The organism is Pseudomonas sihuiensis, assembly GCF_900106015.1.
Classification (GTDB): domain Bacteria; phylum Pseudomonadota; class Gammaproteobacteria; order Pseudomonadales; family Pseudomonadaceae; genus Aquipseudomonas; species Aquipseudomonas sihuiensis.
Map to the genome: position 1 here is coordinate 170,796 of NZ_LT629797.1, position 26,105 is coordinate 196,900.

A 26,105-nucleotide genomic window follows, 5' to 3' on the forward strand; every position below is an offset into this window, starting at 1 on the left:
TTCGTCACTGCTGGCCCAGCGCCGCGCAGGAAGGCTCGTAGCGCTGCTGGCAGGCGCTCTGGTACAGGCGCTGGGCCTGGTCAGGGTCGCGTGGTACGCCGCCTTCACCGCGACGGTAGAGGTTGCCCAGTACATGTTGCGCCATCGGGTTGCCCGCAGCGGCTGACTGGTTGAGGTACTTGAGCATGTCGCGCTGGTTGGCGAACTCAGGGGCGTCGCGGCCGGTGTAGAGGTAGGCCAGGCTCACTGCAGCCATGGCATGACCCTTGTCGGCGGCCTGCTTCCACCAGTACTCGGCCTGCTTGAGGTTCTTCTCCGGCTGGCCGACGAAGTAGCTGCTGCCGAGCTGGAACTGGCTTTCCAGATCACCACGCTGGGCCTGCTGGCGCAGTTGGTCCTGTTCGGTCTGGGTGATGGGCTGTTCCACCTGCGGCTGTTTTTCCGGCGCGCTGGAGTCAGGTTCACGCCCGGCGCAGCCCACCAGCAACGCGAGGGCGAGCAGGGCAGTGGTAGCGTGACGCAGGTTGATCGGGCTGGGCATGGCAGAAACTCCGTAGGCGGGAAACAGGGCAAGTCGCTATTAGGCTGACCCTGGACACCATAGTTCGCCGTCGTTGATCAGTCTGTCGCGGTGCGACTTCACACTCGCGTCATGAACTGCAATCCTGAGCGCTGATTTCGCTTACGAGGCAGTCATGAAGATCAGTGCGGATTTCGACAGTGGCAACATCCAGGTCGTCGACGCCAGCGACCCGCAGCGCGTAATGCTGGCCATGCGGCCGGACCTCAACAGCCACCATTTCCAGTGGTTTCACTTTCAGGCCGATGGTCTGCAACCTGGCCAGGGTTATGGCTTCTGCCTGACCAATGCCGGGCAGTCGGCCTACAACCGCGCCTGGGACGGTTACCAGGCCGTGGCCAGCTACGATCAGCAGGACTGGTTTCGCGTGCCCACCCGTTATGAGGACGGGCAACTGCACTTCGACTTGCAGGCCGAGCACGAGCGCGTCTGGTTCGCTTATTTCGAGCCTTACCCGCGGGCGCGGCATGAACGCCTGATCGCCAACGCGCTGGAGCGCGGCGCTGAACTGGTGGCCAGCGGTAGAAGCCTGGAAGGTCGCGATATCCAGCTACTGCGCATTGGCGGTCAGGCTGCCGCGCCGCGCAAGCTGTGGATCATCGCCCAGCAGCATCCGGGCGAGCACATGGCCGAGTGGTTCATGGAGGGGCTGATCGAGCGTTTGCAGAATCCGCAGGATGCCGAGATCGCCGCGCTGTTGGCCGAGGCAGAGTTCTATCTGGTGCCGAACATGAACCCGGACGGTGCCTATCGCGGTCATCTGCGCACCAACCATGCCGGGCAGGATCTCAATCGCGCCTGGCAGTCGGCCAGTTCCGAGCGCAGCCCCGAGGTGCTGTTCGTGTTGCAGCATATGCAGCGTATCGGCGTCGACCTGTTCCTCGATATTCACGGCGACGAGGAAATCCCTCACGTATTCACCGCAGGCTGTGAGGGCAATCCGGGCTACACCCCGCGTCTGGCTGCGCTGGAAGAAGACTTCCGCAGCCGTCTGGTGGGCATCGGCGCCGAGTTCCAGACCCGTTTCGGCTACCCGCGCGACGAACCCGGCCAGGCCAACCTGACCCTGGCCTGCAATGCCGTCGGCCAGGCCTTCGACTGCCTGTCGTTCACCATCGAGATGCCGTTCAAGGACCACGACGACAACCCGCAGCCGCGCACCGGCTGGAATGGCGCACGCTCGCAGAGGCTGGGGCAGGATGTGTTGACCGTGCTGGCGCAGATGGTCGGGCGCTTGCGCTGAAACTGGGCGTGCCGGCTGATGGCGTCTAAGCCGGTGCGCACGGCGCACCCTACGGGTTAACGTCGCGCAGGGTGCGTCAAAGTTGGCAGGCAAAAAAAGCCCGTCACGAGGACGGGCATAAAGTGCCGTTAACACACAGGAGTCAATAGGACGCAGTGATGCGTCCGGTATTACAGAATCGACAGCGGGTAGTTGATGATCAGACGGTTCTCGTGCAGATCCTGGCCAACGTCACGGCGGACGTCGGAGTTACGCCAGCGAATGTTCAGGTTCTTCAGGGTGCCTTCCTGAATGGTGTAGGCCAGTTCGGTTTCACGACTCCACTCTTCGGCATCGGTACGGCCGCCGGTGTGGATATTGGAGCCGCTGGTGTAGCGGTTCATCAGGGTCAGGCCCGGGATGCCGAGGCCGGCGAAGTTGTAGTCATGACGCAGCTGCCAGGAACGTTCCTCGGGGCTGTCGAAAGCAGACAGGAAACCGTCGTTGACCAGGGTGCCGCCACTGGCGCCGTCGATACGCAGGAATTTGGTATCACCGCTCAGTCGCTGGTAGGTGACCTGGAAGGTGTTGTTGCCCCTCTTGGCCGACAGCGCACCCTGATAGACCTTGTTGTCCAGGTCGCCGGCCTTGGCCGCGCCTTCGTCCTTGCCGTTGAAGTAGCCAAGGTTGGCACCCAGAACCCAGTCACCGACCGGTTGGCTGTGGGTCAGTTGCACGTAGCTCTGCTGATAGACGTCTTCCAGGCGTGCGTGCCAGACGCCGACCATGGTGTTGTTGCCGTTGAAACGGTACTCACCACCGCCGAAGTTGAAGTCATCGCCTTCTACACCGTTGAACGTCATGTCTTCACGGCTGGCATCGTGACGCTGGCTGTTCTTCCAGAACTGGCCGCCGTACAGGGTCAGGCCATCGATCTCGCTGGAAGTCAGCTGGGCACCCTGAAAGGTTTGCGGCAGCGAACGACCGTCGTCAGCGCGCAGGATCGGCAGCACGGCGAACCACTCGCCGACCTTCAGTTCGGTCTTGGAAATCTTGGCCTTGGCAGCTACGGCAGTACGGCCGAACTGGTCGGCGGCCTGGCCGTCGTCGTGGATCGGCATCAGTTGGGTGTTGGCAGCGCCGCGATTGCCGTCCAGCTTGATGCTGTACAGACCGAGCACGTCCAGGCCAAAGCCGACGGTGCCTTCGGTGAAACCGGAGCGCGCATCGAGAATGAAGTTCTGCGTCCAGCCTTCGGCCTGGCCCTGGCGCTCGCCACGGATCACGGGGTCGGTGCCGTTCAGGTAGTTGCGGTTGAAGTAATAGTTGCGCAGGCCGAGGGTGACCTTGGCGTCTTCGACGAAGCCGGCAGCGTGCGTGGTGGTCGGCATAACCAGGGCCAGAGCCGTGCTGCCGAGCAGGGCCAATGGAATGATGTTGCGTGCGGTCATTGTTGTTGTGCTCCCAGTTTTTGAACGAACCATCCCCTGCTGGTCTGCATCAGGACCTGCATGATGGGAATGTTGTGTTTGCCCCGTAGAGGGCGATAGCCCGGCCGAACGCGGCCGGTCATTGCTGGTGGCTGACGTCAGCCTCCGGCGAATCCGGTTCTATGGCGTGTGGCGGCGATGGATGCCGAGCAGGCGAGGGGCTGCTGCTCTGAGGGAGAGGCAAGGATAGTCATGTCATGGCCCTGATTCTTGTTGTTATCGTTGTCATATGTCGTCATACAACTTGTCGGATTATCGACAGCCTTTTTATCGCTTGTCAACGCATTGCTAGACGAAAGTCTGAGTAGGTTTTCCCCATTTAGCGGCGCTATTGGCGATGTGGCGGGCTTGCGGGGCGGTTCTGCGCAGAGCGGGTAAACCAGCTGGTATCGAACTTGTTGTGTGATAACGTATGACAAATTCACTTACATCAAGGGTTTACCCATGCCGCATTGCCTGATCGAAGCCGCTCGCGAGCTGAGTGAGCTGATCGCGCCGCAGGAGTTGGTGCAACTGGTGCATGACCAGGCGGCTGACACGGGACTGTTCCAGCCCGGCGAGGTCAAGGTGCGCCTGAGCCTGTACGAGCACCACTGCGTGGGTGGCGAGCCGGGGGTGTTCGTGCACCTGATCTTCTACGTGCTGGCCGGGCGCAGCGATGACGACAAGCGGGCGCTGTCGCGCGGTGTCGTGCGTGCACTGGTCGAGCGTCTGCCGCAGGTGCCGGCGATCTCTCTGGACGTGCGCGACATCCGCCGCGAGGTGTTCAGCAACAGACGCAACTGCCTGGACGATTAATCCATCTCCAGCAAACGCGCCCCGGCGCCCTGTTCGCCGAGTTCGTCCCTGGGGTTGCGCAGTGGGCAGTCCTGCATCGACAGGCAACCGCAACCGATGCAGCCGGTGAGCTGGTCGCGTAGCCGCGTCAGCTGCTCGATGCGCGCATCCAGATCGCGCTGCCATTGCGCCGACAGTTGTTGCCAGTCCGCTGCCGTCGGCATGTGATCGCAGGGCAGTGTGCTCAGTGCCACACCGATATCGGCCAGAGGAATACCCAGGCGCTGTGCCACCTTGATGATCGCCACGCGGCGCAGCACATCACGCCGATAACGCCGCTGATTGCCGGCATTGCGCTGGCTGTGGATCAGCCCCTTGGTCTCGTAGAAATGCAGCGTGGAAACCGCCACGCCACTGCGCTCGGCTACCTGGCCGACACTCAGCGGGCGTTCGTGGAAGGAGCGGTGCGTGTCCATGGAAAATTCCTGTTGACCTAAAGTTAAGTTGAGGTTTTACCCTCGCAGGCCTTGATCGACAACACCGAGGGTATTTCCATGCAGGACCGCATCCGATTGGTACTGATTTACGGCAGCGTGCGAGAAGAGCGCTTCTGCGACCAGGTGGTGGCCTGGGCGCGTGAGCAGATCGAGCAGCGCAGCGAATTCGAGCTGAGCCTGGTCGATCCGGCCGTGATTTTTCGCCAGCCCGGCGAGGCGCAGGAGCTCGCCGAGCGCCGGCATCAATCGCTGCAGCAGTTGCTGCGCGCCGACGCATTTCTGATCGTCACCCCGGAGTACAACCACGGCTATCCGGCGGCGCTCAAGCAGTTCATCGACGAGGTGCCGGCATCCTGGGACGCACGGCCGGTGGGGTTCGTCAGCTATGGTGGGGTGTCCGGCGGGCTGCGCGCGGTGGAGCAACTGCGTCAGGTGCTGGCGGAGTTGCATGCGATGACGGTGCGTAGCTCTGTGTGCTTCACCAATGCCTGGGAACAGTTCGATGAGCAGGGCCAGTTGAGCGAACCACGGCACGCCAACTCGGCGTTGGCGCATACGCTGGTGCAGTTGAACTGGTGGGCACAGACGCTGCGCGCCGGGCGCGAACGGGTGCCTTACGAGCGGATCAGGGGTTAGAAACGACATAGCCCGGATGCAATCCGGGAGCTTTTCAGGGCATCCGCGGATTACATCCGGGCTAAGGAGTAGTCATCTGTAGGGCGGGTGAAACCCGCCAGGGCTATGTGGCGGGTTTCACCCGCCCTACGAACAGTGTAGGAGCCTCGCCCCGAGGCGAAGCTTTTGCGTCTTTCGGCGCATTCGCCGCGAGGCGCGGCTCCTACAGAGCAGGGCTACGTTGCTGATCAGCCGCGGTAGTAGCGCTGCGGCACGAACGGGGTCTTGGCGACTTTCATCGCCACGCGCTTGCCGCGCACCACGGCCCAGACGTCGCTGTCGATGGCGGTTTGGCTGGCGTTGACGTAACCCATGGCCACCGGCGCGCCGAGGGTCGGGCCGAAGCCGCCGCTGCATACCTGGCCGATCACGGTGCCGTCGGCATCGACGATTTCCGCGCCTTCACGCACCGGTACGCGCTCCTGCGGCAGCAGGCCGACGCGCTTGCGCGCCACGCCTTTCTGCTGCTGCTCGAATACGCGCTCGGCGCCCGGGAAGTTGCCGGCGCGCTCGCCATCGGCACGACGCACCTTGGAGATGGCCCACAACAGGCTGGCTTCGATCGGCGTGGTGGCGCTGCTCATGTCGTGGCCGTACAGGCACAGGCCGGCTTCCAGGCGCAGCGAGTCGCGCGCACCCAGACCGATGGCCTCGACTTCCACTTCGGCCAGCAGGCTGCGCGCCAGGGCTTCGGCCTGGTCGACGGCGACGGAAATCTCGAAGCCGTCTTCGCCGGTGTAGCCACTGCGGCTGACGATGCACTCGCTGCCCAGCAGGCGCACGCGGGCAACCTGCATGAAGGTCATCTTGCTCACTTCAGGCGCCAGGCGGGCCAGTACGTCGACCGCTTTCGGGCCTTGCAGGGCGAGCAGGGCGCGCTCTTCGAACAGGCACTCGATCTGGCACTGCTCGCCGATGTGCTTCTTCAGATGCGCCAGGTCCTGGTCCTTGCAGGCGGCGTTGACCACCACGTACAGCGTGTCGTCACCCAGGTTGGCGACCATCAGGTCGTCGAGGATGCCGCCCTGGGCATCGGTGAACATGGCGTAGCGCTGCATGCCCACCGGCAGGTCGATGATGTCCACCGGCACCAGGGTTTCCAGAGCGCGCGCGGCGTTCTCGCCACGCAACAGGATCTGGCCCATGTGCGAGACGTCGAACAGGCCGGCGGCGTCGCGGGTGTGCAGGTGCTCCTTCATCACGCCCAGCGGGTACTGCACGGGCATGTCATAGCCGGCGAAAGGCACCATGCGCGCGCCGAGTTCGAGGTGCAGGGCGTGCAGCGGAGTCTTGGCGAGAGTTTCAGTGGTCATGTCGATTTCCTGTTGGGTGCGTCGCGCGCACCGGGTTGGGGCCGCCGTGCGGCCCGTGGTCAGTCGGGTATCAGTCAGCGTAGACCGGGTAGGTGGCGCACAGGTCGGCGACCTGGCCGCGCACGCGCTCGATCACGGCCGGGTTTTCCAGGTCGTCGAGGATGTCGCAGATCCAGCCGGCGAGGGTGCGGCATTCGCCTTCCTTGAAACCGCGAGTGGTCACCGCCGGGGTACCGATACGGATGCCGGAGGTGACGAACGGCGACTGTGGGTCGTTCGGCACGGCGTTCTTGTTCACGGTGATGTGGGCATCGCCCAGCGCCGTGTCGGCCGCTTTGCCAGTCAGGCCCTGCTTGACCAGGCTGATCAGCATCAGGTGGTTGTCGGTACCACCGGAGACCACGTCATAGCCGCGCTCGACGAACACCGCCGCCATGGCGCGGGCGTTGTCGATCACTTGCTGCTGGTAGGTCTTGAAGCCCGGCTCCAGTGCTTCCTTGAAGCACACCGCCTTGGCCGCAATCACGTGCATCAGCGGGCCGCCCTGGGCACCGGGGAAGACGGCGGAGTTGAGCTTCTTCTCGATCTCCTCGTTCTTGCGCGCCAGGATCAGGCCGCCACGTGGGCCACGCAGGGTCTTGTGCGTGGTAGTGGTGACCACGTCGGCGAACGGTACCGGGTTGGGGTACAGACCGGCGGCGACCAGGCCCGCAACGTGAGCCATATCGACGAACAGCAGTGCGCCGATTTTGTCAGCGATGGCGCGGAAACGCGGGAAGTCCAGCACGCGCGAGTAGGCTGAGAAGCCGGCGACGATCATCTTCGGCTTGTGCTCGACTGCCAGACGCTCGACCTCGTCGTAGTCGATCAGGCCGTTCTCGTCGATGCCGTACTGCACGGCGTTGTACAGCTTGCCCGAGGACGACACCTTGGCGCCGTGAGTCAGGTGGCCGCCGTGGGCCAGGCTCATGCCGAGAATGGTGTCGCCAGCATTGAGCAGCGCGAGGTACACGGCGCTGTTGGCCGAAGAGCCGGAGTGCGGCTGGACGTTGGCGTAGTCGGCGCCGAACAGCTGCTTGGCGCGCTCGATGGCCAGCGCCTCGACCTTGTCCACATGCTCGCAACCACCGTAGTAGCGCTTGCCCGGATAGCCTTCGGCGTACTTGTTGGTCAGGCCGCTACCTTGCGCCTGCATGACGCGCTGGCTGCAGTAGTTCTCCGAGGCGATCAGCTCGATATGGTCTTCCTGGCGCTGTTCTTCGGCCTGGATCGCCGCGAGCAGGGCGTCGTCATAGCCTTGCAGTTGGTCGTGCTTGCTGAACATGGTGAGGCCCTCTTTATCGTTTTTCTCGGGATGAAGTCAGCCCGCCCCGGTAAGGGGAGCCGAAAGGAATCGGGGTGGATGTAGCCCGGATGCAATCCGGGGAAGCTGTTGAAAGCTCCCGGATTGCATCCGGGCTACGGGTTGGCGCTTACGCGTCCTGATACGCCTCGATGGACGGGCAGGCGCAGACCAGGTTGCGGTCGCCGTAGACGTTGTCCACGCGGCCGACCGGCGGCCAGTACTTGGCCTCGATCAGGGTCGCCAGCGGGTACACGGCCTGCTCGCGGCTATAGGCGTGGTGCCATTCGCCAACCAGCTCCAGGGCAGTGTGCGGGGCGTTCTTCAGTGGGTTGTCGTCCTTGTCCAGACGGCCCTGCTCGACCGCGCGAATTTCCTCGCGGATGGCGATCATGGCGTCGCAGAAGCGATCCAGTTCTTCCTTGGACTCGCTCTCGGTCGGCTCGATCATCAGCGTGCCGGCTACCGGGAAGGACATGGTCGGGGCGTGGAAGCCGAAGTCGATCAGGCGCTTGGCCACGTCGTCGACGCTGATGCCGCTGCTGTCCTTGAGCGGACGGATGTCGAGGATGCACTCGTGCGCCACCAGGCCGCCTTCACCGGAGTACAGCACCGGGTAGTGCTCTTCCAGACGACGGGCGATGTAGTTGGCGTTGAGGATCGCCATCTGCGACGCACGCTTGAGGCCGTTGCCGCCCATCATGGTGATGTACATCCAGGTGATCGGCAGGATGCTGGCGCTGCCGAACGGCGCGGCGCTGACTGCACCTTCCTTGCGTGCCATGTGCGCATGGCCCGGCAGGAACGGTGCCAGGTGCGACTTGACGCCAATCGGGCCGACGCCCGGGCCGCCGCCGCCGTGCGGGATGCAGAAGGTCTTGTGCAGGTTCAGGTGCGAGACGTCGCCGCCGAACTGGCCTGGGGCGCAGAGGCCGACCATGGCGTTCATGTTCGCGCCGTCGATGTAAACCTGACCGCCGTTGTCGTGGATGATCTGGCAGATCTCGCGGATGCCTTCCTCGAACACACCGTGGGTGGACGGGTAGGTGATCATGATCGCAGCCAGGCGATCCTTGTGCTCTTCGGCCTTGGCCTTCAGGTCGGCGATGTCGACGTTGCCGCGTGCATCACAGGCGGTCACCACCACGCGCATACCGGCCATGGAGGCGGTTGCCGGGTTGGTGCCGTGGGCCGATTGCGGGATCAGGCAGATGTCGCGCTGATCGTCGCCACGGCTCAGGTGATAGGCGCGGATGGCCAGCAGGCCGGCGTACTCGCCCTGGGAACCGGCGTTAGGCTGCAGCGACACGGCGTCGTAGCCGGTGGCGGCGCAGAGCATGGCTTCCAGCTCAGTGGTCAGCTGGGTGTAACCGGCAGCCTGTTCGACCGGAGCGAAGGGGTGCAGATTGCCGAACTCCGGCCAGGTCACCGGGATCATCTCGCTGGCGGCGTTGAGCTTCATGGTGCAGGAGCCCAGCGGGATCATGCTGCGATCCAGAGCCAGATCCTTGTCGGCCAGCTTGCGCAGGTAGCGCATCAGCTCGGTTTCACTGTGGTAGCGGTTGAACACTTCATGCTGCAGGATCGCCGATTGGCGCAGCAGGCCTTGCGGCAGGCGGCTGGCGACTTGGGCGGCCAGATCGCTGACGGCAGGGGCGGCCTGGTCAGCAGCGAACAGGTTCAGCAGCGCCTCGACGGCGGCCTGGTCAGTGGTTTCGTCCAGCGACAGACCCAGGCGCTCGGCGTCGATCTCGCGCAGGTTGATACCGGCAGCACGGGCCTTGGCATGCAGCTCGGCGGTCTTGGCGCCGGTCTTGATGCTCAGGGTGTCGAAGAAGTGCTGCTGCTCGACGCTGTGGCCCAGCTTGGTCAGGCCCAGGGCGAGGATGGCGGTGAAGCTGTGTACGCGCTGAGCGATCTCGATCAGGCCCTGCGGGCCGTGATACACGGCGTACATGCTGGCGATGTTGGCCAGCAGCACCTGGGCGGTACAGATGTTACTGGTGGCCTTCTCGCGGCGGATGTGCTGCTCTCGGGTCTGCATGGCCAGGCGCAGGGCCGGCTTGCCGAAACGGTCTACCGACATGCCGACCAGGCGGCCTGGCATGTCGCGCTTGAACGCGTCGCGGGTGGCGAAATAGGCAGCGTGCGGGCCACCGAAGCCCAGCGGCACACCGAAGCGCTGGGCGCTGCCCAGGGCGACGTCGGCGCCGAACTCGCCCGGCGGGGTGAGCAGGGTCAGGGCCAGCAGGTCGGCAGCAACGGCAACCAGGGCGTTGGCGGCATGGAAACGCTCGACCAGAGCGCGGTAATCGAAGATGTCACCGTTGCTCGCCGGGTATTGCAGCAGCGCACCGAAGTAGGCGCTGGCGTCGGTGATGGCGGCTTCGTCGCCGACTTCGATGTCGATGCCCAGCGGCTCGGCACGGGTGCGCAGTACGTCGAGGGTCTGCGGGTGGCAGTGCTGGGACACGAAGAAGGTGTTGGCAGCCTTGTTCTTCGACAGACGCTTGCAGAAGGTCATGGCTTCGGCAGCAGCGGTGGCTTCATCCAGCAGCGATGCGTTGGCGATCTGCATGCCGGTGAGGTCGCTGACCAGGGTCTGGAAGTTCAGCAGCGACTCCAGGCGGCCCTGGGAAATCTCCGGCTGGTACGGGGTGTAGGCGGTGTACCAGGCCGGGTTTTCCAGCAGGTTGCGCAGGATCGGGCTCGGCGTGTGGGTGCCGTAGTAACCCTGGCCGATGAAGTTCTTGAACTGCAGGTTCTTGGCGGCGATGGCCTTGATCTTGGCCAGGGCGTCGGCTTCCGACAGGCCCGGTTGCTCGCCGAGGATGCTGGTGCCCTTGATGCTCTCGGGGATCACGGCACCGGTCAGCGCATCGACCGAATCGTAGCCGAGCAGTTCGAGCATGGCGGCGGTGTCGGCATCGCGAGGGCCGATGTGGCGGGCGATGAATTCGTTCTGGGTATCGAGCTTGGTCATGGCGGTCACTCAGGCGTCGGCGTTGGCGTTCAACAGACGATCATAGCCGGCCTTGTCCAGCAGGTCGGCCAGCACGGCGTTGTCGGCCAGGCGCATACGGAAGAACCAGGCCTTGTCCAGCGGCGACTCGTTGACCAGTTCCGGGCTGCCTTCCAGGTCGGCGTTGATTTCTACGATCTCGCCGTCCAGCGGCATTACGATGTTGCTGGCGGCCTTCACCGACTCCAGTACGGCCACTTCCTCGCCCTGGGCGTAGGACTTGGCTTCCGGCAGTTGCACATACACCACGTCGCCGAGCGCGTCCTGGGCGTAATGGGTGATGCCGACGGTAACCAGACCATCGTTGTCCAGACGCAGCCATTCGTGATCGGCGGTGAAACGCAACTCGCTCATGTCAAATCCTCAGGGGTAATGGTGTCCGCTTCTAGGTGGCGGGCAGGTTACGGGAGCATTTGCAATGCCGGTGCCAATGTATAAATAGTCAATAAAATCAGTTACTTAACTATATTTATGGTGGTTGTATACAGTCCTCTGGAACGATATCGCTACGAATCCTGGCGTCGCAAATGGAAAAGTCGAAGTCGCACCAGACACGGCGCGGCTTTCGCCCGATTGTTGCTTAATCGTTACGGTGTAATGATATCGATACGTCATCTGGCTGGAACCGCTCAAGGGCATTGGGGTCGGTAACTGGGAGGCTTATAAACAAGGAGATAGACCGACCATGAGACCCCTGATCCCCCTGGCATTCGCACTGCTCGGCGCCACCAGCCTGCAGGCTAGCGAGACGGTCACCGTGACCCTCGAACAGGCCACCGAAAACGGCACAGGCGCGCCTGTCGGCACCGTGACCATCAGCCAGTCGCCCTATGGGCTGGTGTTTACTCCCGATCTTCAGGGCCTGGAGCCGGGCGCGCATGGCTTTCACGTACACACCGAGGCCAACTGCAATGCAGCCGAAGTGGACGGCAAGCTGACACCGGCCGGCGCAGCAGGCGGCCATTGGGACCCGCAGAACGCCGGCCGTCACGGTTTCCCCTGGGAAGACGACGCCCATCTCGGCGACCTGCCGGCGTTGCTCGTCACCGAGGATGGCAGTGCCAGCCAGCCGGTGCTGGCACCGCGACTCAAGCGTCTGGAAGACCTGCATAACCGCTCGCTGATGATTCACGCCGGCGGCGACAATCACGCCGATCATCCGCAGCCGCTGGGCGGTGGCGGGGCGCGTGTGGCCTGCGGGGTGATCAAGGTACCGACCAGCACCACGCCGATCTGACTCAACGCCGAGAACCGTAGGGTGGGTTAGCGGCGCCAATAGGTGAGCTCTCAGACACTGCGGTCGTGGTGCGCCGCGTAACCCACCGGGCGATCTTCCGCATTGCGCCGATGGTGGGTTACGGCGCATCGGAATCTGCGGTGTTATCAAGGCTCAAAACAGGCACCTAACCCACCCTACGGAGCGAGTGCGTCAGTGCTTGCCCGGTATCCCGTACTTGCGCAGGCGTTTGGCGATGGCGGTATGCGATGTGCCCAGGCGCGCGGCCAACTGGCGGCTGGAAGGGTGGCTGTCGTAGAGCTTTTCCAGCAGCGCCTTCTCGTACTCGTCCATGGCCTGTTCCAGGCTGGCGACTTCCCCTTCCACCTTCGGCGCCACTTCGGTGCCGGCGATATCCAGGTCGTCCATCTCTACCCAGTTGCTGTCGCAGATCGCGGCGGCGCGGAAGATCACGTTCTGCAATTGACGCACGTTGCCCGGCCAGCGCCCGGCCAGCAGCGCAGGGAAGGTTGCCGGCGCCAGGCGGCAGGGGAGGCGCTGGATCTGCGCGCAGGCCTGGGCCATGAAATGCTGGGCAAGCAACAGGATGTCCTGGCCGCGCTCGCGCAGCGGCGGCACTTCCAGGTTGAGTACGTTGAGGCGGTAGAACAGGTCTTCGCGGAAGCTGCCTTCGGCGACCATCTTTTCCAGGTCGCGGTGAGTGGCGCTGAGGATGCGCACGTCCACCTTCACTTCGCGGTCGCCACCGACGCGGCGGAAGCTGCCATCGCTCAAGAAACGCAGCAGCTTGGCTTGCAGATAGGGCGACATCTCGCCAATTTCGTCTAGAAACACCGTGCCCTGGTTGGCCAGCTCCAGCAGCCCCGGCTTACCGCCGCGCTGGGCGCCGGTGAAGGCGCCGGGGGCGTAGCCGAACAGCTCGCTCTCGGCCAGGTTCTCAGGCAGGGCGGCGCAGTTCAATGCCAGGAATGGTGCAGTGCGACGCACGCTGACGGTGTGGCAGGCGCGTGCCACCAGCTCCTTACCGGTGCCGGTTTCGCCGTGGATCAGCAGCGGTGCATCGAGCGATGCCACGCGCAGGGCGCGGGCCTTGAGCGCGCGAATCGGTGCCGATTCGCCGAGCAGCGAGTCGAAGCCTTCGGCATGGTCGTGATGCAGCGCGGCCAGGCGCTGGCCCATGCGACTCGGGGCGTAGAGGGTGAGCAGGCCACCGGTCAGGCGACCGTCTTCGGTGATCGGTTGGGCATCGAGCAGCAGCGGCTGACCGGCGAAATGCACCTCGCGCAGTGGCTGATGAAAACCGGCGGCGAGTAGCGATTGCTGCAACGCGTCATCGGCGAACAGCGCGGCGATGCTCAGCCCTTCGGGCGGGCGGTTGCACATGTCCACCAGCGCCGGGTTGGCCAGCAGCACGGTGGCGCGGTCGTCCACCGCCAGCACCGGGTCGGGCATGGCCGCGAGCAGCGCATCGAGCTGCAGGCGGCGGCGCTGGCCGGGCAGAATGTCCACCACCTCGACGCTCTGCACACCGTGCACCTGCAGCAACGCGCCGCGCAGCTCCTCGAGTACGGCGGCGCTCAAGGTCGGTGCGTCGATATAAACGTTTGGCGGTACCATCTCCACCGCATCGAGGTTCAGATTACGCCCGCCAAGCAGCGCCAGGACTTCCTGGGTGATGCCGACGCGGTCGATGAAGCTGACGTGGATGCGCATTGATGACGGTCGAAATGGGCGAACAGGCGGCGATTATGCCTGCTCTGCTCGATATGAGGAAAAGGGCAACACCGTGAGCACAGAAAAACCGAGCCGCGCCGACTACCACCGCGAGCACCAGGCCCGCGCCGAAGCCGAGGCCCAGCGCCTGTTGGCGCGCAAGGCCGAGCTGCAGGGGCGCTGGCTGCCCTGGGTGGCGCAGGAGCTGTACCAGCTCAGCCCGCCGGAATTCGCCAACATGGTGCGGCGCGAGTTGCAGCGCTTTTCGTAGGCCGGATTCAATCCGGGGACTGTTTGAAACATGCCAAAGCTGTCGCGGCTAAAGCCCCTCCCACAAGTCTCCCGCATCTGTGGGAGGGGCTTTAGCCGCGACCCTTAGGGTGCGCTGCGCGCACCAGCCTTACTGCCGTTGGTGCGCACGGCCTAGGCGGCCCCGCGACACCCTACGTGAAGCCGTCCTACGCCCGCTTACGCGCACAGCGGCTCATATCCACCTTGCCCACATAGGGGTTGCCCCAGCCCATCACACAGGCCACCTGCTGGTTGCGCTGCTGCTCCCAGACCTTGGGCGGGTAGGCCTTGCTCCAGGCTTCGTAGAGCTGCCGGTCCTGTTTCGACAGGCGCAGCTTGTAGCGGTCGGACATGTAGAAATAGGTGCGCGCGATCATCCCGCGGATGGCCGGGCGCGGCATCACCTTGCGCGCCTTGAAGTCCACCACCGTCTCGCAACGGCCATATTGATGCGGCTTCTGCGGCAGCCAGGCGAAGCTGTAGTTGCTGCGATCACCATTCACCTCGCCGATGCTCGGCACCAGGTTGTGCAGGTCGGCCTCGGCTTTGCGGAACTGCATATCGTTGGCTGCGCAGTTCTTGCGACCGCCTTTCTGCCAGCACTGGCGCTGATGGCCGATCACCCAGGCCGGGACAATATGTTCCCACTCGATGCGCTGGGCGCGATTGGCGTTTTTGCGTGGCGTGTAACCACAGGAGCGCAGATCGACCCGATTGCCGCTGTACTTGCAGCCGCAATAGAACTCGGTGGATTGCTGCTCATACAGCGGCCAGGCCAGGCGTTTGGCCTCGGCGAAAGTGGCGGGTGCGGCGTGCAGGGAGAGGGCTGTTAAACAGCAGAGCAGGGACAGTAGACGTCGAATCATGGGGCGGCAGAGTAGCTGCCACCACCACGCTTGTGAAGCAGGAAAATTAAGGTTTTTCAAAGGGTTATATGATGGCAAAGCGCCCTTCTCGAAAGAGAAGAGCGCCTTTGCTCAGGCGTTGGCCGAGGCGGTGATGGCTTGCACGCTTTCGCCACGGTGACGGCTGAACTGTGGCAGCAATGAGCCGATCAGCATACCCGCCAGGCTGATCAGCAGGCCAGCCAGTTGCGGCGGCCAGAAGTCGCTTTCCTGGTAGGTCAGCTCCAGGGCAACCCAACTCGACAGGCCAAGGATGATGGCCAGCAGCGCACCTTGTGTGGTCGCACGTTTCCAGAACAGGCCGGCGAACAGAGGCACCACGGCGGCTACCAGGGTCACCTTGTAGGCGTTGCCGACCATCTCGTAGATGCTCGCCGTCGAGTTCAGGGCGAAGATCGACGTGGCGATTGTCATCGCCACCACGCTCACGCGCATGGCCAGGAGGAACTGGCGGTCACTCATCACTGGCACGAAGTTCTTCAGGATGTTCTCGGTGAAGGTCACCGACGGTGCCAGCAGGGTGCCAGAGGCAGTGGACATGATCGCCGACAGCAGCGCACCGAAGAACATCACCTGGGCGAACAGCGGCGTGCGCTCCATGATCAGGTGCGGCAGGATCATCTGCGCGTCCTCGGCCAGCCACTTCTGCACCATCGCCGGGTCGATCAGCGAGGCCGCGTAGGTGAGGAAGATCGGCAGCATGCAAAACGACAGGTAAAACACCGCGCCTGCCATCGAGGCGCGCGCGGCGATGTTCTCGGTCTTGGCCGACATCACGCGGGCGTACACGTCCTGCTGCGGAATGGAACCGAGCATCAGTGTCACCGCCGCCGCGATGAAGGCGACGATATCCCGTGGCTCGAAGGCATGCATGAAGGTGAACTTGCCCTCGGCCGCTGCGTGGCTGATCACCACGTCGGCGCCGCCGGCCATGTCACCAATCAGCCAGGTCAGATAGCACAGGCCAGCGACGATGATGATCATCTGCATGAAGTCGGTCAGCGCTACCGACCACATGCCACCGAACAGGGTATACAGCAGCACGATGGCAGTGCCGATCAGCATGCCCTGGGTGGTGGTGATCGAGCCATCCGAGAGCACGTTGAACACCACGCCCAGCGCTGTCAGCTGCGCGGCCACCCAGCCCAGGTAGGAGCCGATGATTACAAGGCTGGTGAGTATCTCCACCTGCGGGCCGTAGCGCTTGCGGAAGAAGTCACCGATGGTCAGCAGGTTCATGCGGTACAGCGGGCGGGCGAAAATCAGGCCCACCAACATCAGACAACCGAAGGAGCCGAACGGGTCCTCGATGATGCCGGCGAAGCCTTCCTCGATGAAGGTGGCCGGGATACCCAGCACCGCTTCTGAGCCGAACCAGGTGGCGAACACCATGGCTGCAACCAGGGGGAAGGACATGCTCCTGCCGCCGGCGGCGAAATCCTTGGAGTTTTTGACGCGAGTGGATGCATAGACGCCGACACCGACGGTGAACAGCAGGTAGATCGCAACAAACCAGATCAGCATTGGATGAATACCAGTGGCTCGCCCGTCGTCCGGCGTGGGCAGTGCCCGCTAGGCCGCCTGGACAGACAGCATTATTGTTTTCATGGCGCGTCCCAGCTGGCGCGCGATCCCCCTCAGGCGCTCGCCGTGCCGGGTTCGCGGCCACCTGCCGCAACGGGCGAGCAGTCTGCCAAAGCCGTAAAATATGTCAAACAGATAAAGGCTTGTTCAGCGGAAAAAACGATAAACGATAGGCCAGCTGGGCTGGGGATGCGGTCAAATCAGGCTGTTTGGAATTTTTTGCGGATGGCTGTTGTGGATATTTTACGAATGTGCTTTGTCGTCAGCACCGATATTCGCCGCAACAGCGTCAGGCGTTGCGGGTGAGGCGGGCGAAGGGCGCTGACCAGCGCTCGCCCGCCTCACCATTTTGATGTTGCGAGGCTGGGCTAGCTGAAGCGTGGCAGGCGCCCATCGCTGGCGCTCTCGGTACCCTCGGCCTGCTGCGGCAAACCGGCGACCTTGAGCACCGGCATCTTCTCACCCACCAGGCGCAGATCGCGGCGGGGCAGGGCGAAGCGCACGTCCAGCTCGCGCAGGGCATCGAGCAGTTGCAGGTTGATCTCCTGCTGAATGTCCATGTACTGGTTGTAGTCCGAGGTCAGCACGATATACATCACCTCGAAGGTCAGCTGGCTTTCATCGAAGCCGAGAAAATGCGCGCGGTCGAAGCGGGCCTGGGGCGTGGCGCGGATGATATCGCCGACCTTTTCCGACACTTGGCGCACCTTGGCGCTGGGCGTGTCGTAGTTGATGCCGAACTTGAAGACGATGCGGCGGGTATTCATGCGTTTGTAGTTGTGCACGATCTGGCGCAGCAGATCGGCGTTGGCGCACACCACTTGCTCACCGCTGAGGCTGCGAATACGCGTGGTCTTCAGACCGATATGCTCGATGGAGCCGGCGACTTCGCCGAACACCACGAAGTCACCGATCTCGAACGGCTTGTCGACGCCAATCGATAGCGAAGCGAACACATCGCTGAGTACCGTCTGCACCGCCAGCGCCACGGCGATACCACCGACACCCAGGCTGGCCACCAGCGCGGTGATATCCACCCCCAGGTTGGCCAGGATCGACAGCAGCATCACCGACCACACCACGATCAGAATCATGATGCTGATGATGGTGGTCATCACCGGGTTGTAACTACCGCCGCTCTTGCCTATCACCAGGCTGCGCGACCACAGGCGCACGCCGGTATCGACCCACAACGCCACCTGCAGGGCCAGGGCGACGAACCAGGTATGGCTCAGCGCGCTTTGCCAGGCGAGCGGCAAGTCCGCCAGACGCAACGCCAACAGCAGGGAAAACGCCAACAACAGCACGCGGCTGGTGCGGCCGATGACCATGGCGATGAAGTGTGACCAACTGCTCTCCTGATCAGCCGACCCAGCCTTCAGGCGCTTGTGCAGGGTGTTCACCAGGGTACGCAGCACGCTGTAGATCAGCGCCGTGGCGACCAGGACAATCGCCACATTGAGCCAGACATCGCGTTCAAGCCAGATATTCCATTGTTCCATCGCCAGGGGCCTCCAGAAAAAAGACATATAGGGTTCTGGTGGCGTTGGGGAGCAGAAGTTCCGGGGAAATGGATGGCGCGCTGCTGAGTGCAGCGCTCATTCAGGTAGTGGGATTACACGAAGAGGGGGAGCGAGCGAAGGCATCGAAAGCTCACTGCTGTTTTATCGAAGCGCTGGATTTTTGTACGAGCTTCGCCAGAGGCTCCAACGACCAGAAAAACAGGAGCAGCATTGTGGTGGCGAGATGGCTCAGTGCTTCCGAAAACTCGCCACTCCACAGATAAAGCGCGAATAGGCAGCCGCTGTAGAGAGTGGCTGCCAGCAGGATCAGTCGGCACAGCTGGATGCTGCGTTTTGTGAAGAACTTGTGGTTGTTCATTGAGGAATTCCTTTTCGCGGCGTGAAGAAACTGGCGCGAGGATACTGTGATGGCTGGCGGTAATCGAACCCTTTCCGGCCCCTTGCTGTGATCCGCAAAGCCCGGCTTTTCTGGCCTTGTAGCCCAGCCACTACGGCATTTTTCCGCTATCTCTTGCAGTGATTTCGACACTTTTTCGACATCCGCGCTAGACAACCCTAATAGTCGAGCAGTAGCTTTCTGCTACTAGGTGTCGATTCGGTGTTTCTCTAAAAATTGGATTTTGACTAGGAATTAAAAATGGAAGAGCTCTTGTGTAATTGGACGCCGACGCTGATTGTTGATCTTGTTAAAAATGTCGCTTGGCCACTTGTGGTTCTGATACTTGGCATAGGACTTCGTAATCGTATATTTGAGATTTTTCGCTCTTTCTTTACGAGGAATACTGTTTCGGAAGTTATTGCTTCTACGTCAGGTTTTTCAGCGAAATTTGTTGCGGCTGAGAAACAGACCTCTGAGGTATTCGAGTCCGGTGGTTCAAGTGCTATGAGCCTTCCAAGGAATATGAGTGCTGCTGCTATAAGAGAGAGGCATCAGCAGTACGGTTCTGAGTTTACCGAGTATCTGCATGAAGCTATTGTGGCGCATTTAAGTGTCTTGGGTGTTGCTGATGATGAGAAGGTTGAGCTGTTGGCTCGCGAAGTTGCACTTCTTCAAGCTTTTGCGCACTATGCTGATGTGAGTAAAGTTCTCTTTCGTTCGCAGTTTAATTTGTTTTCTATAATGGCAAGCAATAATGGGTGTATTAGTAAGGAGGATGCCTTTCGGAACTTTGAAGCTGTGAAAGAAGTTGTGTCTGGGGCACTGTCTGAATGGGATTTGATAAAATTTATAGCGTTTCCCGTTAGTAAAGGTTTGATGTATGAAGAGGAAGGTAGCTACAGATTGACAACCTTTGGTAGCTCTTATGTTGCTTATATGGCAAAGAACCCCCATTTGATTGATGAGCTTGCGAAGCTGTAGTGCAGCCAAGGTATCACGGATAGGTGGCTTATTTATTTTTTTAGGAGCAAGGCAAATGTTTGCAAGCATCCAGTCTCACGATCAGCGTGATTTTTACTGCCGTATAAATGCTGAGCCAGTCTTGGCTTACAAGAATGTCTTGGTTTATGAATTGGTGCAGTCGTCAATTCCAAACGATATAGAGCACTTTGTTAATGGAGAGTATATGGGGGTTTTTCGGCATGTTGCTCTGGATACAGAGGGGAAAGGCTATGTTTTTGATATCGAGAATAAAAGAAAGTTGGCGTGCGTAGGTAGATGCTCTTACTGCGAATGAGCCTGCTCGGTATGTTGTCTTGATCCGCTACTTTTCAAGTTAAGGAGTAAGCATGGTTGATCAGAGCAGGTCAGAACATATTCTAGAATTAGCAAAAGAGCTTCTAGATGATATTGAGTTAAGCCGAGCAAGTGCTGAAAGCTTAATTTTAAAGGCATCGAGGCTGGCGCGGTGGGTTGGCTCTGAGGAAATCCGATATTGGCTAAAGCTTGAAATGCAAGGGTACAACTCCTCAAGTGAGGTATCCCTAAGATATATGGGGGTCACAGGGCGTTGGGTGGATCGCGAAAAGCAACGAGGTTATTGGGGGCCCTTAGCACAACAAGAAGCTGCAATAATTGCTGAGCAAGCAAAGTTGAACGCAATGCGAATACCTGATACCGCAGGGGATATGGCCTTCGTTGCAACAAAGAAGGTCACTGACGAAATGACTTCCTCGGCTTCGTATATCTCTAAGCTAAGCGGAATAAAAAGCCGAGTACTTGCCAAGCTTCATGAGTTTGTAAGTGAAATATATTATGAAAAGCAATTCGATAGTCTATCTGAGTCGATTTTTGAGAGATATAAGAGTGATGTCGATAGCTTGATCGGTGACTCGTGCGGGCAAGTTCTCGAACAAATTCCATCTGTAATGAGTCGTCTAGCTGAGGGTGATCAAGAAGCAATAAGTCAGTCACTTAACACTTGTCGCAGAGTCATAGACTCTTTTGCAGATAACATTTTTCCTCCATCAGAGGAAACGATAGAAATTGGTGGGAATCAACTTTCATTAGCCGCTAATCGTCATCAGAATAGAATTAATGCTTATATTCATCAGCGTATAGATAGCGACACTAGGAAAAAGAGATTTCGCCAGAACTTAGCTAACCTCTATGACCGCGTCTCTACCGGTGTTCACAAGGAAGTTACTGTGGAAGAAGCGAGAGCCTTATTTTTAAACACGTATTTACTCATAGGTGAAATCTTGCACCTGCCGAACAATGATGCTTAACAAGGCGCTCAAGCAAGGACGTGCTAACGCGCTCCGCTTAGTTTGGCATTATTGGAATATGTCTCTTCTCGAGTGTGCGTGCACTGTTTCTCTTTTGCTTAGCCAGAGCGTTACAAGTACCCAGTAGTCACTGGCTCTTTTGCTATCTAAGTCCAGTGTGGCTTCAAGGGCTTTGATCGTCAGTTTTTCCCCAGGGCGTATGTTCTTATTGACGGGGTGAAAGCTATTAACCGATTTGAAGTCCCATACTCCGTCTTTGTTGATGTAGGCGTAGGCGACTTCAACACTCTCTATGTATCTGGTTTTTGAGTGTTTTGGATTGTTTACGATCTGCAGCTCGTCGAGCCTTGTATAGATAAGGCTCTTTCCTGCTAGCGCTCGGCCTTTCCCTGTTACTTTGAAAGCCCATTCGTCATGGGCTTGTCCGACGTAGAACGCTACTTCCTCGGCTGCCTTGGCCTGCGTGAACGCGATCAGGCATAGGATGGCGCATATCAGTTTCTTCATGGATTTCCGAGCTCCTTTCGGGCATACCAGCGCCTAGCTGCTTCCTGGGTGATCGCTATCCCGCGTTGGGTTGGCTCAAGTTTCGGTTGGCTTCGTCGTAGTCTGGGCTGGTCTGGCCAATCTCGGGCGCTATTTGCCCGCTAGCGATCCAGAAGGCGTATTGAGGGAACATCTGCACGATGGCCTCAATGTCCTGCTCATTGGCGCGCCGCTTTCCGTTTCTCAGGTGATACCAGCTGCTGCGGTCTATGCCTGTCAGCTTCTCAAGCTTAGGGGCCGAAAGCTTTTCCTTATCCCATACGGATATCAATCTTTCTCTTATCATTCCGAAAGCATCTAAAAAGCTTGCACATAGTGGTGGTTTATGTGTGGGGGCTTGGCTTATATTTTGTCCGCGCCTTGCAATATGTGTAAGGCATCTAGTGCAAGATAAAGCGGAATATAGCGGAGCAAGCTGATGCTACCACCTGAAGGTCTTGACCCCCAAAAGCTGCACGGCGCACCGCCCTTGATGCCGTGGCAGAAGTTCGCTGAATGGATCGGCATGGGCGACGAACCCGTCGTTGTCCGCACCTGGGTGGAGCGTAACTACCTGCCTTCACAGAAGGTCGGCAAGCGCACCATGGTCAACGTGGCCTTGCTGCATCAGCAGCTTCTGGAACAGGAGTGGACGCTGTGAGCCGAACAGACCCGCAATTCAAGCTGCGCGTACCGCCCGAGCTGCGCGCCAAGATCGAACAGTCCGCCTTCGCCTCGCGCCGTTCGATGAACTCGGAAGTCGTCATTCGCCTGGAAGCGAGCTACGCCCAGGACAAAGCCGCCAAGGAGGGCACCCATGAGCAAGCCTGACGAAAGCCTCGACCTGTGCAGCGTGAAGACCTTCGCCGAGCTGAGCGGCGTGTCGGTCGAAGAGGCCATCAACTGGGTGGACAGCAAGACCATCCCGAGCATGAAGCTGGCCGACTTCCGCATGGTCAATCTTGCCCGCCTGCGCGCCGATCTGGAGAAGGGTAAAACCGAGTTCAAGGAAGGGGACTACGCCCATGTCTAGCCCGACTCTGACCTTCGACCCTATCACCGCTATCGGCTACATCGGCCAGACCGTTCTTGTCGAACTGGTATGGGAGGGAGACCCGGAACCTATCTGGCGTTTCAAACATATCGTTGGGGTGGTAGTGCCAGTCCAGGGCGTCAACGAAGTGGGTTACTTCTTGACCCTCCCTGTTATTGGCAGCGCTGATTTTCCGGATGAGATCTACTTCGACAGCATCCACACCATTCGGGCTATCCGTGATCGTCACGCTCCCGCCAAGGTGCTGGATCGCCTACCGCTGCCGCACCTGTTCCAGGGTCAAGCCAAGGAAGGAGAACGCCGCCATGCGTAAGCCACGTATCCAGCTCGACACGGCCACGGCTCTTAGCTACGTCGGCAAAACTGCGCTGGTCGAAACCGCCTGGGATGCTGAGCCGGAATCCTTCTGGCAATGCATCCAGATTGTCGGCGTGCTGATCCCGACGCCGGATATGCAGGGCGCCCCGTGCTTCCTGGGTGTCGAACTCAGCTCCAGCACGCGCAACCCAAACGAGTTCTACTTCGACGATATCTGCTCTATCAGGGCGATGCGGCACCGCGACCGGCATGGTTCCGGCAACGTACTGGACCGCATGACCCTGACCCATTCCGCCGATGGTTCCGGGTCAGGGGCCGCGCTCCCGGCTCGTCGGAACAGCTCCACCGTTCCGGCGAACGGAAGCACGGGCGCAGCGCACCCTTGACCCCACGCCATGAAAACAAGCCTGACCACGGGAGAGTGGGGCAGCTTCACCGCCCCGCGCTCCCGAGCCCTCGGCGGCAAGAGTGGGATGACAAGGGCAAAGCCCTTGGTGTTGATCCAGCCCCGCCCGCTGCACTTCGCTGACTGCCTGCACCTCGTATTCCTGGCGCTGCTGAGCGCCTTCCTCTGGTACGCCAGCCTCCCGCCCTCTGATCGTCCCCAGGTGCCTTCCTACATCCAGGAACAGAACTGCCTGACAGAACCAGACCCATTCAAGGAGCTTGAACGATGGATGAAGCAAGAGCGGTGCAAGCCCCTGACGTAGCCGTGTGTGTCTCGGCGCAGCCGAGACGGGTTCGGCTGCGTCGGGGGCGCAGCACGCCGCTAGCTGATACCAGCGCCGAGTCAGCGTAGCGCAACGGGCGCTGGTGCCACAGCGGCGCGCCCGCCGCCTGACGCCCCTGTAACACGTCAGAAAGTAAGACGAAAACTTCCGCAGTAATCAGCAATAGGTGACCAAGTGAAAAAGCCAAAAGACTTCCTGAGACTCGACATGCTGGCACGTGAAGATGCAACTGGCCGGCTGTTCGTAGACCCGGGCAACGCCCGCATTGTCGACCTGTCGAAAGTCCGCCTGCTGCACTGCGGCGTCGATACTGTCCGCCAACTCTACCGTGGTCTGCTCCGGCCGGAGCTGCTGTGCCTGTTCGATAAGCCGGGCACCATTGTCGACTTCGCGGGAGAGCGCTGGCATGCAGGCCGTGTCAGCAAGGATTCTGGCTACCAGTACAAGCTCCAGAATGCTGACCTGGGTTTCGTGCTGCTGCTCAAGAACTACAACGCCAAGGTCGAGAACATCGGCCCACACCTGAAAATCGAAGTGTCACCCCATGCCATCGACGCCCTATCGCCAGAGCGCCTGCAAGCCCGCATGGATTTCTATGCCGAGCAGATCCTCACCCACATTGAACGCAACCAATGCGCGGTGCATCTGGCCCTGGATGTTCAAGGCTGGCAACCGCCCGCTGATCTGGTCGCCCGCATGCACTGCCGCGCCCGATCCGCCCGCGATATCTCCGGCATCAAGGAAATCACCTGGGACACGAAAAGCAGCGTCTACGGCCGCGGCGAGACCTACATGTTCGGCTCTGCCGGTGGCGTGCAACTGGCCATCTACAACAAAACCGAGCAGGCCAAGGCCACCGACAAGCTCGACTACTGGGAAGGCGTCTGGCGGCGTCGTGACAGCTTCGACGAAGGCGATCCGGACAACTACAACCAAGACCAGACCGTCTGGCGCGTAGAGCTGCGTTACCACCATTCGGTGATCCAACAGTTTGCCTCTGGCTCCGTCGATCTGCACACCGGCAACGCCATCGATACCAACAGCTACGCGGCCTTCACACCGCACTTGGATGGCCTGTGGCGCTACGGCATGCAGCAATTCAAGTTGCTGGCTCGCCCTGGTTACTACGAGCCGATCTGGACCCTGCTACGTGAAGACGCCCGCGTTGATCTGCCGGTCGATTCACTGCTGGATGACACGGAGTACAAGCGCAACTACAAGACGTCTCGAGGCTTCTCCGGCAAGAACGTGGAACTGTTCCTGGGAAACTTCGTAAGCCTGCTGGCACGGGAGCGAGTGGGCGCTAGAAAGGGTTTTTACCGGCTCAAGGATTGGGAATGCTGGCCGGTGATTCGTGACCACTACGCCGCCAAGGGCATGGATGAGGATGGGCTGTACAAGCACCTCAAGAACATCCTGGAGGAACGACACGTCAGGTGGGGTAGGGCGATCTGATGGCGATCATCCAACAGCCTGACGGGCGCTGGAAGGTCGATGTAGAACCCATCAAGGGGCGGCGCTTCCGCAAGACCTTCAAGACCAAGGCTGAGGCGCAGCGGTTCGAAACGTCCTGCCGGGCCAAGGTGATGGAAACGCCCGATTGGGCACCCAAGCCAAAGGACCGCCGCAAGCTCTCTGAGGTGTTCACCCGCTATTACGATCTGCACGGCCACACCCTGGCCGACTCCAAGCGCTTGAAGCAGGTACTGGCGAACATCGCTCATGACCTGGGCGACCCGATAGCAGCCAAGTTCACCGCTGACCAGTTCTGCACCCTGCGCGGCAAGCTGCTGGTTGAAGGCATCAACGGCAAGACGCTGAACAACCGCCTGGGCTACGTGAAGTCGGTATTCAACGAGCTGCATCGCCTCGGCGATATCGACTACCCGAACCCGTTGGCCAAGGTGCGTCCGTTACGCCTGCAGGAACGCCCGCTGTCGTATCTGACCCAGGAACAGATAACCGAGCTGCTGGAGGCCTTCGACAACTACCCGAACTGCACGCATATGGCGCTGATCGCTCGCGTCTGTCTGGCCACCGGGGCACGTTGGGGTGAGGCTCAGGGGCTGGTGCCATCCAGGGTGAAGAACGGCGCCGTGACTTTCGCCAATACCAAGTCGAGACGCACGCGAACCGTGCCGATCGCGCCTGCCCTGGAGCGAATGCTGTTGGACTACTTCAAGGAGTATGGGGCGTTCCCGAACTGCATCCGGCATTTCAGTCGCGTGCTGCAATCGACGTCGATCACGCTACCGGCCGGACAAGCCACGCATGTTCTACGGCACACCTTCGCCAGTCACTTCGTCATGGCCGGTGGCAATATCCTGACCTTGCAGAAGGTCCTTGGACACTCCTCGGTGACGATGACCATGCGCTATGCACACTTGTCGCCCGATCACCTGCAGGACGCGCTACGGCTGAATCCCATCGTCGACACTTTATCGACACTTCCAAAACCCGGAAACGAAAAAGCCCTGTAAAAACAGGGCCTTAAAGCTGCGATTTTGGAGCGGGTGATGGGAATCGAACCCACGGCTCTAGCTTGGGAAGCTAGGGTATTACCATTATACGACACCCGCAGCGGGTGCCTTTATACCGGAACTCGACCTGAGAATAAAGCGCGGAGCAGGGCAGTAGAC

General features: G+C 60.6%; 28 protein-coding genes and 1 tRNA gene. 15 read left to right on the plus strand and 14 right to left on the minus strand.

The window, feature by feature from the left end; all coding sequences use genetic code 11:
* Positions 1-4 precede the first annotated feature (4 nt).
* Positions 5-541, minus strand: coding sequence for a tetratricopeptide repeat protein (locus BLT86_RS00910; RefSeq protein ID WP_059390714.1), 537 nt, complete (start codon positions 539-541; stop codon positions 5-7).
* A gap of 154 nt (positions 542-695) precedes the next feature.
* Here BLT86_RS00910 and BLT86_RS00915 point away from each other — a divergent pair, with 154 nt between their 5' ends.
* Positions 696-1,823 carry a M14 family metallopeptidase gene (locus BLT86_RS00915; protein WP_092374216.1) on the plus strand — a complete coding sequence of 376 codons (1,128 nt, stop codon included), beginning with the start codon at positions 696-698 and terminating at the stop codon, positions 1,821-1,823.
* A gap of 170 nt (positions 1,824-1,993) precedes the next feature.
* On the opposite strand, the gene BLT86_RS00920 is transcribed toward BLT86_RS00915, so the two are convergent.
* Positions 1,994-3,253: an OprD family porin gene (locus BLT86_RS00920; RefSeq protein ID WP_092374219.1), complete on the minus strand. Its 1,260-nt coding sequence runs from the start codon at positions 3,251-3,253 to the stop codon at positions 1,994-1,996.
* A 483-nt stretch (positions 3,254-3,736) separates the two neighbouring features.
* Between BLT86_RS00920 and BLT86_RS00925 the strand changes: the two genes are divergently transcribed.
* Complete coding sequence (locus tag BLT86_RS00925) at positions 3,737-4,090, plus strand: 5-carboxymethyl-2-hydroxymuconate Delta-isomerase (RefSeq protein ID WP_092374222.1); 354 nt, start codon at positions 3,737-3,739, stop codon at positions 4,088-4,090.
* On the opposite strand, the gene soxR is transcribed toward BLT86_RS00925, so the two are convergent.
* Positions 4,087-4,545 (minus strand): redox-sensitive transcriptional activator SoxR, encoded by a 459-nt coding sequence (soxR, locus tag BLT86_RS00930; protein ID WP_092374225.1) that lies wholly within the window; start codon positions 4,543-4,545, stop codon positions 4,087-4,089. The two genes, BLT86_RS00925 and soxR, sit on opposite strands and share 4 nt — an antisense overlap.
* A 78-nt stretch (positions 4,546-4,623) precedes the next feature.
* Between soxR and BLT86_RS00935 the strand changes: the two genes are divergently transcribed.
* Positions 4,624-5,202, plus strand: coding sequence for an NADPH-dependent FMN reductase (locus BLT86_RS00935; protein WP_092380290.1), 579 nt, complete (start codon positions 4,624-4,626; stop codon positions 5,200-5,202).
* 227 nt (positions 5,203-5,429) lie between these two features.
* Here the strand turns inward: BLT86_RS00935 and gcvT are convergent, their stop codons facing one another.
* The 4 genes from gcvT to gcvH form a co-directional block, all read right to left on the minus strand.
* Positions 5,430-6,554 carry a glycine cleavage system aminomethyltransferase GcvT gene (gcvT, locus tag BLT86_RS00940; RefSeq protein ID WP_092374228.1) on the minus strand — a complete coding sequence of 375 codons (1,125 nt, stop codon included), beginning with the start codon at positions 6,552-6,554 and terminating at the stop codon, positions 5,430-5,432.
* A gap of 70 nt (positions 6,555-6,624) precedes the next feature.
* A complete protein-coding gene (gene glyA, locus BLT86_RS00945) occupies positions 6,625-7,878 on the minus strand; it encodes a serine hydroxymethyltransferase (RefSeq protein ID WP_021488392.1) in 1,254 nt (417 codons plus the stop codon).
* 148 nt (positions 7,879-8,026) lie between these two features.
* Complete coding sequence (gene gcvP / locus BLT86_RS00950; protein WP_092374231.1) at positions 8,027-10,879, minus strand: aminomethyl-transferring glycine dehydrogenase; 2,853 nt, start codon at positions 10,877-10,879, stop codon at positions 8,027-8,029.
* A gap of 9 nt (positions 10,880-10,888) precedes the next feature.
* Positions 10,889-11,272, minus strand: coding sequence for a glycine cleavage system protein GcvH (gcvH, locus tag BLT86_RS00955; protein WP_017361715.1), 384 nt, complete (start codon positions 11,270-11,272; stop codon positions 10,889-10,891).
* A gap of 331 nt (positions 11,273-11,603) precedes the next feature.
* Here gcvH and sodC point away from each other — a divergent pair, with 331 nt between their 5' ends.
* Positions 11,604-12,155 carry a superoxide dismutase family protein gene (gene sodC / locus BLT86_RS00960; protein ID WP_004423621.1) on the plus strand — a complete coding sequence of 184 codons (552 nt, stop codon included), beginning with the start codon at positions 11,604-11,606 and terminating at the stop codon, positions 12,153-12,155.
* Positions 12,156-12,347: 192 nt separating this feature from the next.
* Here the strand turns inward: sodC and BLT86_RS00965 are convergent, their stop codons facing one another.
* Entirely contained in the window at positions 12,348-13,868 is a 1,521-nt protein-coding gene (locus BLT86_RS00965) for a sigma-54-dependent transcriptional regulator (protein WP_074913160.1), read from the minus strand.
* A 73-nt stretch (positions 13,869-13,941) separates the two neighbouring features.
* Here BLT86_RS00965 and BLT86_RS00970 point away from each other — a divergent pair, with 73 nt between their 5' ends.
* Positions 13,942-14,139 (plus strand): hypothetical protein, encoded by a 198-nt coding sequence (locus BLT86_RS00970; protein WP_021488394.1) that lies wholly within the window; start codon positions 13,942-13,944, stop codon positions 14,137-14,139.
* Between the two features lie 187 nt (positions 14,140-14,326).
* Here the strand turns inward: BLT86_RS00970 and BLT86_RS00975 are convergent, their stop codons facing one another.
* The 4 genes from BLT86_RS00975 to BLT86_RS00990 all read right to left on the minus strand — a co-directional run bounded on the left by BLT86_RS00975 (position 14,327) and on the right by BLT86_RS00990 (position 18,529).
* Positions 14,327-15,025, minus strand: a complete 699-nt coding sequence (locus tag BLT86_RS00975) for an endonuclease (RefSeq protein WP_092374234.1) — start codon at positions 15,023-15,025, stop codon at positions 14,327-14,329.
* 111 nt (positions 15,026-15,136) lie between these two features.
* The gene (locus BLT86_RS00980; protein WP_092374237.1) at positions 15,137-16,588 is read right to left on the minus strand and encodes a sodium:solute symporter family protein; all 1,452 of its coding nucleotides are present in this window, start codon (positions 16,586-16,588) and stop codon (positions 15,137-15,139) included.
* A 428-nt stretch (positions 16,589-17,016) separates the two neighbouring features.
* Positions 17,017-18,150, minus strand: a complete 1,134-nt coding sequence (locus BLT86_RS00985) for a mechanosensitive ion channel family protein (RefSeq protein WP_092374240.1) — start codon at positions 18,148-18,150, stop codon at positions 17,017-17,019.
* Positions 18,151-18,301: 151 nt separating this feature from the next.
* Positions 18,302-18,529, minus strand: coding sequence for a hypothetical protein (locus BLT86_RS00990; protein WP_017677881.1), 228 nt, complete (start codon positions 18,527-18,529; stop codon positions 18,302-18,304).
* 279 nt (positions 18,530-18,808) lie between these two features.
* Between BLT86_RS00990 and BLT86_RS25620 the strand changes: the two genes are divergently transcribed.
* Genes BLT86_RS25620 through BLT86_RS01000 form a run of 3 tightly spaced genes read left to right on the plus strand, consistent with a single transcriptional unit; the run spans position 18,809 to position 20,838 of the window.
* Positions 18,809-19,531 (plus strand): hypothetical protein, encoded by a 723-nt coding sequence (locus BLT86_RS25620; protein ID WP_157719647.1) that lies wholly within the window; start codon positions 18,809-18,811, stop codon positions 19,529-19,531.
* Positions 19,532-19,586: 55 nt separating this feature from the next.
* Positions 19,587-19,847, plus strand: coding sequence for a hypothetical protein (locus BLT86_RS25625; protein ID WP_157719648.1), 261 nt, complete (start codon positions 19,587-19,589; stop codon positions 19,845-19,847).
* Between the two features lie 52 nt (positions 19,848-19,899).
* On the plus strand, positions 19,900-20,838 hold the full coding sequence (locus BLT86_RS01000) for an AbiTii domain-containing protein (RefSeq protein ID WP_082107401.1): 939 nt from the start codon (positions 19,900-19,902) through the stop codon (positions 20,836-20,838).
* 48 nt (positions 20,839-20,886) lie between these two features.
* Here the strand turns inward: BLT86_RS01000 and BLT86_RS01005 are convergent, their stop codons facing one another.
* Positions 20,887-21,345 (minus strand): hypothetical protein, encoded by a 459-nt coding sequence (locus BLT86_RS01005; RefSeq protein WP_059390726.1) that lies wholly within the window; start codon positions 21,343-21,345, stop codon positions 20,887-20,889.
* A 457-nt stretch (positions 21,346-21,802) separates the two neighbouring features.
* Here BLT86_RS01005 and BLT86_RS01015 point away from each other — a divergent pair, with 457 nt between their 5' ends.
* From BLT86_RS01015 to BLT86_RS01050, 7 genes are all read left to right on the plus strand, one after another.
* Complete coding sequence (locus BLT86_RS01015; protein ID WP_092374246.1) at positions 21,803-22,024, plus strand: hypothetical protein; 222 nt, start codon at positions 21,803-21,805, stop codon at positions 22,022-22,024.
* A complete protein-coding gene (locus BLT86_RS01020) occupies positions 22,021-22,194 on the plus strand; it encodes an Arc family DNA-binding protein (RefSeq protein WP_092374249.1) in 174 nt (57 codons plus the stop codon). Before BLT86_RS01015 ends, BLT86_RS01020 begins: the two co-directional genes overlap by 4 nt.
* Positions 22,181-22,396 (plus strand): hypothetical protein, encoded by a 216-nt coding sequence (locus BLT86_RS01025; protein ID WP_092374252.1) that lies wholly within the window; start codon positions 22,181-22,183, stop codon positions 22,394-22,396. The genes BLT86_RS01020 and BLT86_RS01025 overlap by 14 nt, the downstream gene beginning before the upstream one ends.
* A complete protein-coding gene (locus BLT86_RS01030) occupies positions 22,389-22,730 on the plus strand; it encodes a hypothetical protein (RefSeq protein WP_092374255.1) in 342 nt (113 codons plus the stop codon). Before BLT86_RS01025 ends, BLT86_RS01030 begins: the two co-directional genes overlap by 8 nt.
* Positions 22,723-23,121, plus strand: a complete 399-nt coding sequence (locus tag BLT86_RS01035) for a hypothetical protein (RefSeq protein WP_092374258.1) — start codon at positions 22,723-22,725, stop codon at positions 23,119-23,121. Before BLT86_RS01030 ends, BLT86_RS01035 begins: the two co-directional genes overlap by 8 nt.
* A gap of 552 nt (positions 23,122-23,673) precedes the next feature.
* Positions 23,674-24,921, plus strand: coding sequence for a hypothetical protein (locus BLT86_RS01045; protein ID WP_092374261.1), 1,248 nt, complete (start codon positions 23,674-23,676; stop codon positions 24,919-24,921).
* Positions 24,921-25,946, plus strand: coding sequence for a phage integrase (locus BLT86_RS01050; RefSeq protein WP_074676750.1), 1,026 nt, complete (start codon positions 24,921-24,923; stop codon positions 25,944-25,946). The genes BLT86_RS01045 and BLT86_RS01050 overlap by 1 nt, the downstream gene beginning before the upstream one ends.
* A gap of 25 nt (positions 25,947-25,971) precedes the next feature.
* Here BLT86_RS01050 and BLT86_RS01055 read toward each other — a convergent pair.
* Positions 25,972-26,045: transfer RNA gene (locus BLT86_RS01055), tRNA-Gly, on the minus strand.
* Positions 26,046-26,105: the final 60 nt, after the last annotated feature.